Source organism: Bacillus sp. FSL P4-0290 (genome assembly GCF_037975435.1).
In the GTDB taxonomy this organism is placed as follows: Bacteria; Bacillota; Bacilli; order Bacillales; family Bacillaceae; genus Bacillus; species Bacillus subtilis.
Window position 1 is genome coordinate 3,619,594 of the sequence record NZ_CP150253.1, and the last position, 16,835, is coordinate 3,636,428.

Here is a 16,835-nt window from a genome sequence, read left to right on the forward strand (position 1 = left end):
TCCTGAACTATAAAAAAAGCGAACTCCTAAGAGCCGCTTACTTTAAAAAGTCAATCAATGTAGGCTGAACAATTTGCGCATTAACGGCCAGAGTAGCCCTGTGCACACTTTGCTGCGCAATAAATTCAGTTATTACTTCTTCCAGTTCTACATCTTCATTGTCTGATAACACTTTGGTAGCTGTTTCTTCTTGCGCTGACAGTCTTGTATTAACCAGTTCAAGACGATTATATCTCGCTCCAAGATCAGATCGTTCAGCGCTCATGCCGTCAGAAAAATGATCAATATCATTTAAAACACTGTCCATGCCATCTAGCGAACCAGAATTTAGTGCTTTCTCAAAAGAATCAAGCATTTCAAATACATTCTGCCCGCTTTCAGAAGTGCCTCCAAAAGCTGACTTTGGATCTGAATTCACTTTCAATGACATATTATTTGATATATTGACTACGACATCAGCTGTATCAGAAATTGTATAAGTTCCGTCTCCGTTATCTGTAACCGGAGGCTTATCTGAATTTGTGCCATTAAAGATATATCTGCCGTTCACTTGTGTATTCGCAATATTTAAAAGCTGTTCCTTTAACTGCTTTACCTCTACGCCAATCGCTTGCCGCTCCGGCTCGCCGTTTGTATCATTTTGAGCTTCAACCGCTAATTCTCTGACCTTTGACAAGATGTCAATTCCTTCTGTAATGTTTGTTTCTGTGTTTTCGAGCCAGGTAAAGGCTTGAGAAGCATTGCTTTTGTACTGCTGCACTTGAGACAGTTGCGTATTATACTTTAAGCTTTTCATTGCTACTACAGGATCGTCGGAAGCTTTTGAGATTTTTTTTCCTGAAGAAATCTGCGACTGGAGTTTATCCAGCTTCGAGTAGCTCGAACCGATATATCTCAGTGAGTTTTGCTGTATCATGCCTTGTGTTACTCTCATGTGACTCTACCTACCTTCCTCCAACACCCATGCCGTTGATCACTTTATCAAGCAATTCGTCTTGTAAAGTCACCATTCTTGCAGCTGCATTGTATGCGTGTTGGAATTGAATCATATTCGTCATTTCTTCGTCTAAAGAAACTGCGCTCATTTGCTGACGGTTTATGTCAGCATCATTCAGCTGTGTTTCTGTATTAGACGCCAGTCGATTAGCCTCTTGAGCTTCGATCCCTAGCTCGCCAATCAGACCCGCATAATAATCTAAAACACTAGTTTCTTTACCGTTAATGGTTATTTTACCGGTTAAAACATTTGCTAATTTTGTAGCATTTGCGTTATCGTTGGCTGCGCCAGTCAGTGAGAAAGCAATGTTTGCGCCTTTTGAATCTATTATGCTGTCAGCCACTTTGATCTTGCCCGCCGCGCCCTTGGCAGGTTCAGTTTCACCGCCAGTAAAATCAAAAAAGTCTCCGCCTTGTTCACCGCTCTTGGTCACACCATTTCTGTGCACTTCATTGAAAGCTTTCGCGAATTCAAGCGCCATATTGTCAAGATCAGAAAGCATTTCCGGGTATACGCCCTTTTCTTGGCCATCTGCTGTTATATACCCATAAGACTCTATAAACCCTAAAAGGGATCCCTTGCTGCTAAAGGACTCCGCCTGTACAGCTGTATCCCCGATTGAAATACTTGATACTAACCCAGTTTCATTATCATAGTTGGCTGCAAGTTCTGAAACCTCGTAATTTTTACCGTCCAAAACAGTTCCTAGCGACTGTTTATTTTTATCAAGGATTTCAATTGATACAGTTCCTTCAGCAGATGCAAGTGCATTCCCGCCTGATTTGTTGTAGCTGACTTTGATATCAACCATTGAGGATAATTTATCGATCAGCAAATCTCGCTGGTCATATAAGCCATTCGGAAGAAGCCCGACCGGCTCTACTTGTGCAATTTGCTTATTTAAACTGTTTAACTGAGAAAGCAGAGAATTGACATCCAACACAGTTGTATTTAGCTCTGCTTTTAAATTCGATTGGACATTTGTAAGTGATTCAGAAATATAATTAAACGTTTCAGCTACAGCTTGTCCTTTTCGAGCAACAACAGAACGTGCACTTTCTTCATTTGTATTATTCGATAATTCCTGCAGGGAATTCCAAAACGAATTGAGCACACTGTTCAAGCCGCTGTCATCCGTTTCATTTAAAACGCCTTCCATTTGGGACAGCGCTTTTGCCTTCGTGTCATAGTATCCGGCACTGTTGTTTTGAAGACGGTATTGGTAGTCAAGAAAGATATCTCTTATTCTCTCAACTGATTTTCCTTGAACGCCCGTACCCATTTGTCCCGCTGTTTTTTCTGCATTTTTAGATACAGCAGGGAAATAGTCAGTTGCCTCCAATGAGACCCGCTGTCTTGTATAACCATCAGTATTGGCATTTGCCACGTTATTTGCAGTAGTGCTTAACGCTGCCTGCTGAGCGCTTAACGCCCGCCTTGCAGTTTCAAGCCCCATAAAGGTAGATGTCATTTTCTGAATTCCTTTCTGCTAAGCTTTTGAATCAAACAGTTTCATTTTGCTACTTTTCGGCAGCTCAGCTTTAATTGATTTGCTGTAATTGAAGTTATTTTCCTTAGGAACCAGCATATCGTACGAAATAGAGATGAATTGCAGCGCGTCTCTTGTCAGCTGCCTATTCATCTCATTTACTTTTTTCAGACGTCCGAGAACTTGAGAAAGAGATTCGTATAGTTGTTCCAGCTCTTCCTTTTCACTGCCTGAGGTTTTGGCGATACATGCGGAAATAGTATTATTTTCGCTATATCCGAGAAAGGCCGAAGTTGTTTTGATCCGGTCATCTTCTGTCTGCGTGATTGCTTGAATATATTTTTGCTCTTTTGTCAAAATGTTAGAAAGCTCTTTTGTTTTGCCGGCTTTGAGCGCTTCCGTCTTTTCTTCAGACAGCGTGAGCAGGTGCTCATGCAGAACGCAAAGTCGCTTCAATTGTTCAATAATTGCCTTCGCTGACATGGGCTTTCTCCTTTTTTATTGCTTTTTATAAAAATTAATCATATTTTTCGCAATATGATTTGCGTCTACTTTGTATGACCCGTTTTCAATTTGCGCTTTAAGCTGCGCAATTTTTTCCTGTCGTGAACCAGTGACTGCGTCGGATGCATGTTGCATTTCTTTAGCCTGTGATGAAATTTCAATTTTATCTTGAGGCTGTGCAACAGTTTTTTGCACCGCTTGCTTATCATAATTTTTTTGATATGGATTAACGGATTGTGTTCCAAATTGATTGATTTTCATAGGATTCCTCTCGCTTTCCGTTGCAGTCTTTAAACAATCTTAACCCTTTTATCGACTGCGTTTTCAGTTAGTTTAGGGAATCAGCTGTTTTTGGTATTATAGGCATAGTATGTGTCTTTTTTACTATTTTCTTTCTCGATTTTCAGAGCATCCTCGTGGTTCAAATGATCCATTTGATCCTTAATATCGGACTGGCAAGCCTTGCAGAACTTGCCTTCTCTAATCGATGTCCCGCACCTTTCACAAGGGTATGCCAAATTAGGAAGATGAGTGATCTGAATTCGCTTCTGCCTGATGAATTTCAATATCAGCTCTTCTTCCACACCTGTTTCCTCAGTTATCCGGCTCAAAGTTGATTGCCGGTTTTCCTGTTTTCTTAAAAATTTATAGACAGTCTCAAATGATTTTTCTTCTTCCTTAATACACGCCTGACATACGGTTTGCAGCTTTGTTTTTAAAAATAAAGCATTGCATTTCGGACAATTAGCCAGTTCTCCCATCTTTTTTTCTCCTTATTAGATAATATGCCTGTGTCAATTTCTAGTGATTATATCGGCATAAAAACAGAATCATTTAGCTTCTGATCAAGGTAAAAGATGACACTGAAGCGGCTTTTCCTTTTTCTAATAAGCAGCGGGCTGCGAAGTGCAAGGTGGCGCCTGTTGTATAAAGATCGTCTATTAAAATGATATTCATACCTTCTGCTGAATTATTTTTTGTATCAAAAATGCACTCTGACAGCAGGCGTTCTGTTTTCTTTTTCTTTGACTGTTTCTCATTATTCAGGCGAATGAGGGGATGGTGGGAAGGCCGGTCTAAACATTCTGCCAAGAGATGTGCCTGGTTAAATCCGCGCTCTTCTTCCCGTTCCTTGCTCAGCGGAATAGGTACAAGAACAAAATGCTTATCGGGGTAAACCTTAGAAAAGGTTGAAGAAAAATCACTTTTAAATGCATTTATGATTTCTGCATCTCCTCTAAATTTAAAACGGGAGAGCGTTTCTTTCATCATATCATTATATGTGTAAACTGAACGGTTTTGACGCAATAGCAAACTGTCTCTGATCCTTGTTCTCCACACCTCGCAATCCCTGCATACGGCATGAACAGATTGAGGTCTGCCGCACAGGGGGCAGATATGTCCTGTGATTTTCTTTAATTTGCTTCTGCAAGAATAACAAACCTTTTCATCAGGCTTTAGTAAAAAAAGGGCTCTCCATGTAACATCTTGAGAAAATTGCGAATCACATAATAAACAGATCAGTTTATGAATGCCTCCTCCTGCTTCGTTTGACATAAATCGCTTGGACTCTCTGAAACTACTGCAGCAGATTCAGCCAAAATGACAAGCATTGCTGTGTTTTTTTGTTTATCTACCAGCTCAGCTTTCGTATATGCGATCTTTTTAAAATCAGTAACGTAGGATGGACTCACTTTGTTTAAAGAAAGTGCCAATACATCGTTTTGGCATACTTGGCAAGTACAGGCCATATGAAGCTGGTCCATATATCGGTCGAGCAGTTCTTTCATTACGATTTCTTTTGAATTGACAAGCATTTTTACAGCTCCTCATCATCGGTTATATGAGTATACTGTACCACGTTTTCAAATAATGGCTAGTCTGTACATTCAACTTTTGCTGCCAATTCATTCATTTCTTTTATATGCTTTCTTGCATCGAGCATACTCTTTGTTTTGCCGAAGTGAAAGTAAATGACATCGCCGTCCGCATATTCTTTATGCCGGCCGGTTCTTCCTGCAATTTGAACAAGTGCGCTTTCAGTAAAGATAGACGATTCCGCTCCTAGTACACCCGTTTGCACCTTGGGGACTGTGACGCCTCTTTCCAGTATTGTTGTTGTGATTAATAGATCGAGCTGACCATCTCTGAATTGCTGCACTTTCTCCTTTCTATGCTTGTCTTCCGCGTGCACAGATGCGGTTCGGCAATGAACACCTTTAAAGCACGCAGCAGCCTTTTCCAGAATAGAAACGGAAGGAACGAATAAAAAAACAGGCCTCCCTTCTTTTACATGAAACTCTATCCATCTTTTCACCGCTGGCGGAATTTTATTTCGGTTTAATTTCTTCTTCCAGTTTCCACACCATACAAAGCGCGGTTCGGGTAAAGGTTTCCGGTGGTGTCTTGCGGGGATGCGAACTGAATGTAACTGTCCGTTCAGTGCTTTTCTTTTTAATTCTTTAGGAGGTGTTGCACTTAAATAAACGAGGGTGCTGTTTTTCTTTCTTGCTTTTTGAACAGCGAATTGAAGGGTTTGATCAGCAGAATATGGAAAAGCGTCAACTTCATCAATGATCATAACATCGATTGCATCTTTATATCGCAAAAGCTGATGCGTAGTGGAAATCATAAGCGGAGATAGCCGCCCTTTGTCATCGCTTCCTCCGTAAAGCGCTGAAATGTCAGCACCCTGAAAGGCAGCCTTGAGTCTTGGAGCAAGCTCTAATACAACATCGGTGCGAGGTGTTGCAATACATACACGCAGTCCTTGATTTAACGCTGATTCTATACCAGGAAACAGCATTTCTGTTTTGCCAGCGCCGCAAACCGCCCAGATGAGGAGCTCTTCTTTTTTTGATATTGCTTCAATTAAAACATTGGCGGCTTTTTGCTGTCCGCTTGAAAGCTTGCCATCCCATGTCAGCTTAATAGACTTCCAGTTTGATTCATTTTCCTCTTTCCATGAATATAAAGGAACCTCCTCACTCACTCTGCCCATCATGACACAGGAACGGCAATACAGCTTATTCTTTCCAGATGAGTGATAAAAAGAAAAATACCGCTGATCAGTTTGTCCGCACCTATTACATCTATATCTCCGTTTATTTATGGATATAGAATTTTCAGCAGTGATATATCCATTCTTGATATGCCATTCAATCATCTCATCGGAAAATGAGAGCTCAGTCCTGAGCAAATGACGGCTTCGAAGCGTCTGCTGCAATTCTTTTGAAAAGGAACTGTTTTTTTCAACTGGCACATTCACATAGCACGCCTCCTTTCGAAACAGTATGCCTGAATGAATATTTTCTGTCCAACTATTAAAATAAGAATATAAAAAAATCTCCGCTCTAAAAACGGAGATTTGGCCTTATTTAAAACACCAGCAAATTCCTAACGCACCTTCACCCAAATGAGTGCCGATTACCGCGCCAAAATAGCTGTTATAAAATTCAACATGAGGATATTTTGCAGAAAGCTCTTCAATGATTTTCGCTGCTTCTTCCTCTCGATTAGCGTGGATAACAGCAGCTCGCATAGGCAACCCTTTACTCGCATCTTCGTCTAAAAGCTCATAAATTCGCGAAATTGCTTTTTTACGTGTGCGAATCTTCTCAAAAGGCACAATTACCTTATTGTCAAAATGAAGGATAGGCTTTACCTTTAGAAGACTACCAATGAAGGCTTGGGCGCTGCTTAATCGCCCGCCGCGCTGAAGATGGGCTAAGTCATCTACCATAAAATAAGCTCGAACTGTTTTTTTCATTTCTTCCAGTTCTTTTATAATATCTTCCGGCGATGATGCTCCGTTTTTGATTAATTCAGCAGCTTTAAGGGCATAAAAGCCTTGAGCCAAGCAGCTGATCTCTGAGTCAAATGGATACACATCAATATTGTCGACCATCGAATCAGCCGCTGCTGCACTGCTGAATGTTCCGCTGATCCCGCTGGAAAGATGGATACTGATAACCGCATCATAAGACTTGCCAAGCTCTTCATACAACGCAACCAGCTCGCCGATTGGCGGCTGAGAAGTCGTCGGGAGCTCATTATGTTTTTTCACTTCTTCATAAAAGCTTTTCCAGTCCAACTCAATTTCTTCACGGTAAGTCTCCTCCCTAAAAACAACCTGGAGAGGGATCATATGTATCTGATGTTGTTCACGCATTTCTTTCGGAATATATGCCGTGCTGTCTGTTACGACTGCAATATTCATAGCTTCGATACCTGCCTTATTGCTTTATAACTCTATTGTAAGGGAAACGGCAGCCTAAAAAAAGACCTGCCTAGTAAAAGGCAAGTCTCCTATTATACTATCTCATTTCTACCCAGCCATTTTTAATGGCGACCACAACGGCTTGCGTCCGGTCGTTTACATTCATTTTTTGTAAAATATTGCTGACATGGTTTTTAACGGTTTTCTCACTGATAAACAATGATTCACCAATACCGCGGTTGCTTTTTCCGTCTGCAAGCATCTGCAGCACTTCACATTCCCGCCTAGTTAAAATATGTAATGGTCTGCGGATTTCAGGGTAAACCTCATGTTGAGGGTGTGCAGAAACTCCGCTTGTTGCAAGGCGGCGGAATTCGTTAACGAGGTTGTGAGTAACCTTCGGATGGAGGTAAGATCCGCCCTCAGCCACTACTTTAACCGCTTCAATTAATGTATCAGCATCCATCTCTTTCAGCAGATAACCTCTTGCACCTGTTTTCAGGGCATGTGTTACATAATTTTCGTCATCGTGAATTGATAGAATAATTACTTTAGATTCAGGATACAGCTCTACAAGCTGTTTTGTAGCTTCCACACCATTTACGTTTGGCATATTGATATCCATGATCACAACATCAGGATGATAGTGCTCAACAATACGAGCCGCTTCGTCTCCGTCATCACCTTCGGCTACCACTTCAAAGGTAGGTTCAAAATCCAATATCCGTTTAACACCTTCACGAAATAACTGATGGTCGTCGATAATAACAATGTTTACTTTAGTCACAAGCCACGCCTCCTTGTATTATTGTTCTATATACTCTAGCATTCGGTCAATATGCCTTTTGGCTCTATTTTACAAATCATAGTCAAAGAGATAACGGAACCTTAATCATAATAAATGTCCCAAGACCTATTTTCGAATCTATTGTCATCGTTCCTTCCAATAAATCTACTCTTTCTTTCATGCCCAGCAAGCCGAATGATTTGTTTTTCTTCTCTTTCGCTTCCTTCAGGTCGAACCCTTTACCGTTATCTTTTATCATTAAAATCACAAAATCCTTTGTGATCTCAACTTTGACTGTAATTTCTTCAAATTCAGAATGCTTTAGCGCATTAGACACAGCTTCCTGTGCGAGCCTGAAGAGCGCAACCTCAAACTGAGGCGCTAGCCTCTGATCCTCTGTTTCTCCAATGCACTGAAAATGTATTTTGACCTTCCCGTTATATTCCTCGGTTGTATATAGATATTTTCTTAAAGTTGGAATCAGGCCTAGGTCATCAAGGGCCATCGGTCTTAAATCATATATAATCCTTCTCACTTCGTAAAGGGCATTCCGAACATTTTGGCGTAGATTTTTAATTTCTTGGAATCCGTCCTCTGCGCCCCGGTCACGGAAAATCCGCTCGATTAATTCCGATCTCATCATAACATTCGCCAGCATTTGAGCGGGTCCGTCATGGATTTCTCTTGAGACTCTTTTTCGCTCTTCTTCCTGCGCCTCAATGATTCTTAAGCCGAAATCCTGTTTTGCCTGAGCATCAGCAAGAAGCAGTCCAACTTCGCGCAAATCCTGATTCAAGTAGTTGAGCACAACTGTAATTTGGCTTACTAATGATTCTGACCGCTCAATGATTTCCTGAAGCCCTAGCAATCTGCGCTCCAAATCGTCCCGCCGTTCGCGCAATTGCTTCTCACGCTGCTGGATCATCGTCAATTCTACCTGCAGCTTATGGGCTTTTTCATAAGCATTGCGGATTTCCTCTTCACTGAATCTATGAAAATTACGGCTGACCTCGGATAAACGGTTTCTCGCATGGCGAGTTTGCACTTCAAGTTTATCGCCAAGCTCAATCACTTCATACACCTGCTGTTTAATTTGTTTCAGTTCTTCGACCAGCTGTTCATACTGCTGGCGTGACTGCTCCCCGATTTGAAAAACCTCGTCCTTGCTCCCGTCAACGGTTTTCAGCATCTTCATCAAAATAGAATCCAGCACTTTGGAATCCATCTTTGTTTTATTCATAATTTCCCTCCGTCACGGCGTTGTCATATATTTTTATTATAAATGTAATTGATCTGCAAATTATGTCGAATTATAATGAAAGAATGCGTATATTCTAGAAAAAAACATTTTTATATACTATCTACTCTTTATGATACCAAAATACGCACAAAAATTCTAAAGACTGTACGAATTTGTATAGGCAGTCTTTTATGCTTAGCAGGAGGGTCAGCTAGCATGCTGCACAGCTATTTTACTGTGAAAGAAGCAGGAGAACACGAGATTGTTATAGAAAAATCGCGTTTTATCTGTCATTTAAGCCGTGTTTCTACCGAACAAGAGGCACAGGAATTTATACAGAAAATAAAGAAACAGCACTGGAATGCGACTCATAATTGCTCGGCTTATGTTATTGGCGAGAATGATCATATCCAAAAAGCCAATGATGACGGGGAACCAAGCGGTACAGCGGGAGTGCCGATGCTCGAGGTTTTAAAAAAACGCAGGCTGAAGGATACTTGCGCCGTCGTTACACGCTACTTCGGAGGCATTAAGCTTGGTGCTGGCGGATTAATTCGCGCTTATGGGAAATCAGTGTCTGAAGGATTAAATCATATAGGCGTTGTAGAACGGAAGCTTATGCGAATCATGCATACTTCTGCAGATTACACATGGCTTGGCAAGATTGAAAATGAATTAAGGGAGTCACAATTTCTGTTAAAGGAAATCCATTATTCAGAAAATGTTGAATTCGAAACATACGTCGAAGAAAAAGAAACAAACGCTTTTTCTGAATGGATGACAGAACTGACAAATGGAAAGAGTGATATTAAAGAGGGAGAGTTGACGTATCTTGAAAAAGCCGTCAATCACATAAAGGAGACTGAATAATGGCTGAACGCGTTAGAGTGCGTGTGCGAAAAAAGAAAAAGAGCAAACGCAGGAAAATTTTAAAAAGAATTATGTTATTGTTCGCCCTTGCACTATTGGTAGTTGTAGGGCTTGGCGGGTATAAACTTTATAAAACCATTAACGCTGCGGATGAATCGTACGATGCCCTATCCCGCGGGAATAAATCAAATCTTCGCAACGAAGTTGTCGACATGAAGAAAAAACCATTTTCTATTTTATTTATGGGAATAGAGGATTACGCGACTAAAGGACAAAAAGGGAGATCAGACTCTCTTATTGTTGTTACCCTGGATCCCAAAAATAAAACCATGAAAATGCTGAGCATTCCGCGTGACACACGTGTGCAATTAGCTGGTGACACAACGGGAAGCAAGACGAAGATCAATGCCGCTTACAGCAAAGGCGGTAAAGATGAGACAGTTGAAACTGTTGAAAACTTCTTGCAAATCCCGATTGATAAATATGTCACAGTTGATTTTGACGGATTTAAAGATGTGATTAATGAAGTCGGCGGTATTGATGTAGACGTGCCTTTCGATTTCGATGAAAAAAGTGACGTAGACGAAAGCAAACGGATTTACTTCAAAAAAGGCGAGATGCATTTGAACGGCGAAGAAGCCTTAGCATATGCCCGGATGAGAAAACAGGATAAACGCGGAGACTTTGGCCGTAATGACAGACAAAAACAAATCTTAAACGCGCTGATTGACCGCATGTCAAGTGCAAGCAACATTGCTAAAATTGATAAAATCGCAGAAAAAGCCAGCGAAAACGTTGAAACCAATATTCGCATTACTGAAGGTTTAGCGCTTCAGCAGATTTACAGCGGCTTTACCAGCAAAAAAATCGACACATTGAGCATTACAGGTTCTGATTTGTATTTAGGGCCTAACAACACATATTACTTTGAACCTGATGCTACAAATCTCGAGAAAGTCAGAAAAACGCTTCAAGAGCATTTAGATTATACTCCTGATACAAGCACTGGCACTTCCGGTACCGGAAGTGCAACAGACGGGACTGACAGCTCAAGCAGTTCTGGCAGCACTGGCACAACAACTGACGGGACGACGAGCGGAAGCAGCTATTCGAATGACAGCAGCACAAGCTCAAACAACAGTACAACGAATTCAACAACTGATTCATCCTATTAAAAAATGCCCGGTCCTTTTAGAGGATCGGGCATTTTTGCGCAGAAAAAAAACTCCGGCACATAAGCCGGAATTTTTAATTCCTTTTCACCAGCCGTTTATAAAACTTTGTAAACGGCTTAAATTTTTCATTCACGAGTCCTGTCACTTCTGCTATGATTTGCATAAAAATAATTAAAATGAAGATAATAAACAAAGAAAGCCAAATTGTGGCACTTTTAAGTACAATCGCACTGATACTGAAAATAAATCCAATTAAATAAATAACTAAGACCGACATCCGATGTGAAAGGCCAAAGGCCATCAGTCTATGGTGAATATGCGACTTATCCGGCGCTGAAATCGGCTGTTTGTTTAATATTCTTCTGATGATAGCAAATGTTGTATCAAAAATCGGTACGCCTAATATAATAATCGGGATAACGATACTGAACAATGTGACACTTTTATACAGGCCTAATAATGAAAGAATCGAGATACTATACCCTAAAAACAGTGATCCCGTATCTCCCATAAAGATTTTTGCCGGATGGAAGTTGTAAAACAAAAACCCCAGCGTGCTGGCAATAACGACTAATGAGAGTGACAGAATGAGTACTTTTCCGCCGGATAGCGCCATGACAGCAATCGTTGACAGGCCGATAACAGAAAGACCGGCAGCAAGGCCATCCAATCCATCAATCAGGTTAATTGCGTTCGTGATGCCGACAATCCATAATACCGTCAGCGGATAAGCCATCCATCCTAACTCAAATCGTTCTGTTAAAAAAGGTACTGAGAAAAAGTCCATTTTTAAGCCAGTGCTTACAATCATAATGGCTACACCTAATTGAATCAAAAACTTAACTTTTGCACTTAATTGATATTTATCGTCAAGAATACCTAACACAATAATGATGAATGCTCCGACTGTAATTGCCGTCATCCTTGTTTCTGTGTAAATACCGGATGCAAGCACGCCTGCAACCACCCCGATAAATATGGCCAGCCCGCCCATGCGGGGCATGATTTTGTCATGTACTTTTCGATTGCTGGGCTGGTCAACTGCACCTATTTTAATCGCAATCCTTTTTACGATTGGGGTTATGATTAAAACTGTCAGCAGCGAGACAATAAACGCAACAACAATGCGAATCATGCGTTCGTCAAGCATAAAGAAGTCTCCTTTGGAATTAAATGAAGTCTTTATTTATATAGAGAACCGTTCCTTCCATTATACCTTCTCCTTAGTTATTATAACAAGCTTCATCAAAAAGAAACACGTATAATCAAAAAACGCGCATCCCAATTTATAGGACTACGCATGTTTTTGAATCCCTGTATATTTCATAATTTGTCTAAATAAGCAATTCCAATCTTGTGTGCGAGCGATGTTTCGGCGCATTTCTTTATAGGTTTCGTCTCCGTTTTGTCCGAGAACTTTTTCACAAGCTGCTATAAAATCAATTGGATGATCACCTTCTACATATTCGTATACATACGGCTTTTGCATTTTTGAGGTTGACGGAAGATTAGTGCCTACAACAGGTTTTCCTGCCGCTAAAAATTCAAATAGTTTCAGCGGAAACACAGCTTGATTATACGGTGATTGTTTATATGGCATGATGCCAATGTCGATAAGCTCCATATAATGAGGCACTTCTTTTGGATCTGCCGGACCGGTCCATATGACATTGGGAAGCCTCAGCAGCTCTTGAAACGAAACATCACCATTGGTGGCATCCGGGCCAACCCATAAAAATGTCCAATCAGGCTTTTGCAGTGCCGCTTCTTTAATCATTTTAAAATCGAGCTTCGGTTTAATCCCGCCAATAAAGCCTAACACCGTTCCTTCTCTCCCCTGCAGTATACTGCGATCGGGAGCTTGTTTATGTGCAGAAAACAGCTCATACTCCACACCGTTTTCCACAGTATGAACCTTTTCTCGTCCTGCAGTCAGTTTTTTGTCTACTTCCTTGTGAAGATAATCTGATGAACAGGTTATTGAATCTGCTCGTTGTATAATTCTCAGCTCTGCCGTTTTAATGACTTTTCGCCGGAATTCAGACAGCAGATTTGATCGGCCGCTGATCGGCGCCGCCCATAAGTCACTGCAGTCATAAATGACCTGATCCCAAGGATACAGCGAAGACAGCAGCGGGAATCCGGGAAACGTGTACCATAAACAGCAGCGTTCACCGTTTGCAGAAGCAGGTGTAAGCTCATCGAGTAATGGGGAGAGCTTATGTCTGTAAAAAACATCTGTATATCGTCCGAAACGAAACATTTTTTTCTGCAGCAGGTCTTTGACAGCGAATTGCCTGATGCCAGAATGGACTTCCTGAAACTCTTTCCCTTGGGCACGCGGAGCCGGACATACCCAAATAACTTCCTTCGTTTCCTCCTGAGCAGCTAAAAATTCTGCCAGCCGGTGCCTTCTGTATCTCAATTGGTCTTTTCCCCATTCAGCAGTGGCAACGATGACATGAATGATTGCTTCTTTTGTTTCCACCTTCATCACCTTTTCTCTCTGTTTGCGGCTATAATCTTTTTTTCACCGCGTTTTTTGCATATTGAACAAAACACCATGTTGCTTTCATAAAATGAAGCCGTTCGATCTCCCTGTAGACAAACCACGTTTTTTTCGCAGCCTTCCATTTGTTGCTGGAAATTGAGTTATTGACAAGCCGATATTCAGCCAGGCATTCATTCATTCCATAGGCAGTAAATCCTTTTTTTAAAAGAGACAGCCATGTGGCTAAGTCCTGTCTCGTTCTGATATTCGGCATTTGGATCTGTCCCGTTTGCTCCCTGTCAATCATCACCGTCAAGCAGCCGATAATTGTATTTTTCAGGGCGTCATCGTACGTCAGGCTTTCCGGCGCATGAATAAATTTATCGAGTGGGGTCCCGTCCTGCGCCATTAAGCTGTAGCCCGTGAAAGAAAACGCACAGGAGCGCTCCATCATAAACTCAAGCTGCTTTTCCAGTTTGTCTTTTTTCCATTTGTCATCACTGTCCAAAAATGCTACGTAGCGCCCTTGAGCGCGTTCCAACGCTTTGTTGCGAGCAACCGCAGCTCCGGAGTTCTCTTCCAGATACACCACATGAATTCTTTCGTCTATTTTTTCATACTGCTGTAAAATGTCGCGGGTCCCATCCGTTGAGCAATCATCCACGATAATCATTTCCCAATGAGGATGGCTCTGATCTAATACCGAATGAACCGTGTCTTCAATATAGTCACGCGCATTATAGGAAGGTGTAATGACAGATACGAGAGGTTTCCAATTGGTCATGATCACATCTCCATCGTATGATTTTAAAAGGATTCTCTGAAAAATTCAGGAATGACAACGAACATAAAGGCAATCGTAAGGCCAATCATAACGCCGAGAACTGCTTTCTTTTTCGGAGACATACCGCCGCCTGCTGTCTCACTTACGGTTTCGGAATCAGTAACACTTGCCGCTTTCAGGTTAAGCTGTGTGTTTTTGAGCTCATACAAAAATCTCTCTTTATCCACTTTGGAATCCTCGCTCACCGACTCGCCTTCAAGCGCGTCTATGCTGCTGCGGATGACGGCTTCTCTTTCTGCATACAGCTTTTGATCGTTTTTGAGGAAGGTGGAGGAAATGGCTTTTAAGACAGATTCCGTTTTATCCTTATCCTCGTCGCTATAGCTTAAAGTCAGTAACGATTTGGATTCCGTTTTGATTGTAAGCTTCTCTTTGATCTCTGCTACATCTTCATCCTTTTCATCAGGAAGCGCCTCCTTCAAAAAAGAGTCGCTCTTTAATAGAAGCGGAATCTCTTCTGTGCTGTTATAAACCGGATGATCATAGCTCCCCACAGCCAAAGTATCTTCAGCTGTATAGCTCTTTTGATCAGCGATCTGTGACGGCAGGATATACCCCGCCGCACCTAATATAATTGGCACCGCTATGATCCAAATGATATTTTTTTTTATGCGACGGGCTATTCTTATCAATATATCGTTCATATAAGTCTCCCTGCTTTTTGTAGTCTGTTTATCTGTACATCGGCTCAGGCATTTGTCTGGATCGCCTTAACACATTCACGGCCGCGATGACGAGCGCCATAAACACCCAATGGAAAAATAAATTTGAAACAGAGCTTGGGCTGATACTTGATACCAGGAAACTGACCATAGCGGTAATAAGTCCTTCTGTGATCAGTTTTGACTGATTTTCTAATTTTCTTTCATAAAACTTGTAAAGCACCCATATGAGGTAGGCATAAACGGACAGATATCCCAGCATGATGAACAAGCCAAAATTAGCCAGAATTTCAACAAGCCAGTTATGCACCTCTGCCACATTGTCAGTATCATATACAGCATAATGCTCAAGATAATAGGATACATTTCCTGCCCCGACTCCGAATCCGTATGAATCAAGGAAAAAATGCCAAGCGTTTTTCAGCAGATTTGCCCGAGCCACATTTGATGGAAGCCTGTCATGAAATGAATGCAGCGTCTGCGGGGCCAGAAACAGCTCCCAAAACTTTGAATAGATTTTGCTGGCGAAAAGAACTGCGAAAAGAGCAATTCCCGCCGCCGACAGCCATATAGCCATTCTCTTTAAAACAGGCGGCAATACAATGAAGATGTAGACAGCAATACCTGCAAAAATGCCCAGAAGGCTGGCTCTTGAACCAGTGGCAAAAATTAAATACAACGCACAGAGCGAGAGCACAAGGCCAATTGCCTTGATGTATCCATTCTTAATGTTTTTCATCATCGTGATGTAAAAAAAGAAGCTGATGGATAAAAAGGTCGCAAAGTCATTTTGATTAAAAAAGACCGATGTCGGATAATGCTGCTTATACTCCGGTCCGCTGTACAATGTGGAACTCGCAAGATGATGGTGGGTGATATGATTGTAAAAACCAATGATCATCAGAAATACCGTCATCACCAGCCAAATGGCATAAACAATCATCAGCCGCTCCATTTTTTGCACGTACATGACAATAAGATAAATGAAGAAAATTCCCATTGCCAATAAGGCTAAATACTTGAGGCCAACTGTTACCGACTTGGCCCATAGCAGAGAAACAAGGCCATATATAAACCAAAAGGCGAAAAAGAGCAATATCCCTTTTACTTGCAGCCCATGCCATCTTTCAATATGGGTTCGATTCCGAACCATGCCGAAAATATGAAGGCAACCCGCTGCAATGAGCAGAAGCCGGTAAAGGAACAAACTGAAAAATCCAAGATGAATAGCGAAAAATGCATTATTTAAAAAAGTGCAGGCGATCAAAATATAGATTACAGCCATAAAGAGCCGTTCTTTTGTTGTAAATGCGGTTGCAAGCGTCAGTAAAAACATGCCAATTGCCAACACCGCAAGCACAACAGCCATCTGCATGAAACCTATATCTTTATGGATGGCTCCCAGCAATAGGACGACTCCAAATATAGCAGCGGCCAGTAACGCTAGCGTATGGACCGCTGATCGTTTGATACTCACATGTTTAACCCCTTTCCTGATGTTTCAGGAGCCGGCGGCCGAGCCTAGCAGCCGGCAGCTTCAACCAAGTAACACTTTTT

At 41.5% G+C, this 16,835-nt stretch carries 18 protein-coding genes; 2 read left to right on the forward strand and 16 right to left on the reverse strand.

Annotated features, from left to right (window positions below):
* Positions 1-37: 37 nt before the first annotated feature.
* The 11 genes from flgL to degS form a co-directional block, all read right to left on the reverse strand.
* Entirely contained in the window at positions 38-934 is an 897-nt protein-coding gene (flgL, locus tag MKY10_RS18970; RefSeq protein WP_003228004.1) for a flagellar hook-associated protein FlgL, read from the reverse strand.
* Positions 935-944: 10 nt separating this feature from the next.
* On the reverse strand, positions 945-2,468 hold the full coding sequence (gene flgK, locus MKY10_RS18975; protein ID WP_003228001.1) for a flagellar hook-associated protein FlgK: 1,524 nt from the start codon (positions 2,466-2,468) through the stop codon (positions 945-947).
* 18 nt (positions 2,469-2,486) lie between these two features.
* Positions 2,487-2,969: a flagellar protein FlgN gene (flgN, locus tag MKY10_RS18980; protein ID WP_003227999.1), complete on the reverse strand. Its 483-nt coding sequence runs from the start codon at positions 2,967-2,969 to the stop codon at positions 2,487-2,489.
* A 15-nt stretch (positions 2,970-2,984) separates the two neighbouring features.
* Positions 2,985-3,251 carry a flagellar biosynthesis anti-sigma factor FlgM gene (gene flgM, locus MKY10_RS18985; protein ID WP_003227997.1) on the reverse strand — a complete coding sequence of 89 codons (267 nt, stop codon included), beginning with the start codon at positions 3,249-3,251 and terminating at the stop codon, positions 2,985-2,987.
* Between the two features lie 80 nt (positions 3,252-3,331).
* On the reverse strand, positions 3,332-3,751 hold the full coding sequence (locus tag MKY10_RS18990; RefSeq protein ID WP_003227995.1) for a TIGR03826 family flagellar region protein: 420 nt from the start codon (positions 3,749-3,751) through the stop codon (positions 3,332-3,334).
* A 73-nt stretch (positions 3,752-3,824) separates the two neighbouring features.
* Positions 3,825-4,547, reverse strand: a complete 723-nt coding sequence (gene comFC / locus MKY10_RS18995) for a comF operon protein ComFC (RefSeq protein WP_003227991.1) — start codon at positions 4,545-4,547, stop codon at positions 3,825-3,827.
* The gene (comFB, locus tag MKY10_RS19000) at positions 4,511-4,807 is read right to left on the reverse strand and encodes a late competence protein ComFB (protein ID WP_003227989.1); all 297 of its coding nucleotides are present in this window, start codon (positions 4,805-4,807) and stop codon (positions 4,511-4,513) included. The genes comFC and comFB overlap by 37 nt, the downstream gene beginning before the upstream one ends.
* Positions 4,808-4,866: 59 nt before the next feature.
* On the reverse strand, positions 4,867-6,258 hold the full coding sequence (gene comFA / locus MKY10_RS19005; protein WP_003243962.1) for an ATP-dependent helicase ComFA: 1,392 nt from the start codon (positions 6,256-6,258) through the stop codon (positions 4,867-4,869).
* Positions 6,259-6,363: 105 nt separating this feature from the next.
* Positions 6,364-7,209 (reverse strand): DegV family protein, encoded by an 846-nt coding sequence (locus MKY10_RS19010; protein WP_003244125.1) that lies wholly within the window; start codon positions 7,207-7,209, stop codon positions 6,364-6,366.
* Positions 7,210-7,306: 97 nt separating this feature from the next.
* On the reverse strand, positions 7,307-7,996 hold the full coding sequence (gene degU / locus MKY10_RS19015; RefSeq protein WP_003219701.1) for a two-component system response regulator DegU: 690 nt from the start codon (positions 7,994-7,996) through the stop codon (positions 7,307-7,309).
* Positions 7,997-8,078: 82 nt separating this feature from the next.
* Entirely contained in the window at positions 8,079-9,236 is a 1,158-nt protein-coding gene (gene degS / locus MKY10_RS19020; RefSeq protein ID WP_339225980.1) for a two-component sensor histidine kinase DegS, read from the reverse strand.
* A gap of 216 nt (positions 9,237-9,452) precedes the next feature.
* Between degS and MKY10_RS19025 the strand changes: the two genes are divergently transcribed.
* Together MKY10_RS19025 and tagV are read left to right on the forward strand one after the other, a co-directional pair.
* The gene (locus MKY10_RS19025) at positions 9,453-10,106 is read left to right on the forward strand and encodes a YigZ family protein (RefSeq protein ID WP_003227979.1); all 654 of its coding nucleotides are present in this window, start codon (positions 9,453-9,455) and stop codon (positions 10,104-10,106) included.
* Positions 10,106-11,281: a polyisoprenyl-teichoic acid--peptidoglycan teichoic acid transferase TagV gene (tagV, locus tag MKY10_RS19030; RefSeq protein ID WP_015251114.1), complete on the forward strand. Its 1,176-nt coding sequence runs from the start codon at positions 10,106-10,108 to the stop codon at positions 11,279-11,281. Before MKY10_RS19025 ends, tagV begins: the two co-directional genes overlap by 1 nt.
* 73 nt (positions 11,282-11,354) lie before the next feature.
* Here the strand turns inward: tagV and MKY10_RS19035 are convergent, their stop codons facing one another.
* From MKY10_RS19035 to tuaE, 5 genes are all read right to left on the reverse strand, one after another.
* Positions 11,355-12,431, reverse strand: coding sequence for an MraY family glycosyltransferase (locus MKY10_RS19035; RefSeq protein ID WP_003227975.1), 1,077 nt, complete (start codon positions 12,429-12,431; stop codon positions 11,355-11,357).
* A 144-nt stretch (positions 12,432-12,575) separates the two neighbouring features.
* Entirely contained in the window at positions 12,576-13,769 is a 1,194-nt protein-coding gene (locus MKY10_RS19040) for a glycosyltransferase family 1 protein (RefSeq protein ID WP_072692828.1), read from the reverse strand.
* Positions 13,770-13,797: 28 nt separating this feature from the next.
* Positions 13,798-14,556, reverse strand: coding sequence for a glycosyltransferase family 2 protein (locus tag MKY10_RS19045; protein ID WP_003242619.1), 759 nt, complete (start codon positions 14,554-14,556; stop codon positions 13,798-13,800).
* Between the two features lie 23 nt (positions 14,557-14,579).
* On the reverse strand, positions 14,580-15,260 hold the full coding sequence (locus MKY10_RS19050; protein WP_015714805.1) for a Wzz/FepE/Etk N-terminal domain-containing protein: 681 nt from the start codon (positions 15,258-15,260) through the stop codon (positions 14,580-14,582).
* A 28-nt stretch (positions 15,261-15,288) separates the two neighbouring features.
* On the reverse strand, positions 15,289-16,755 hold the full coding sequence (gene tuaE, locus MKY10_RS19055; protein WP_048655015.1) for a teichuronic acid biosynthesis protein TuaE: 1,467 nt from the start codon (positions 16,753-16,755) through the stop codon (positions 15,289-15,291).
* Positions 16,756-16,835 lie beyond the last annotated feature (80 nt).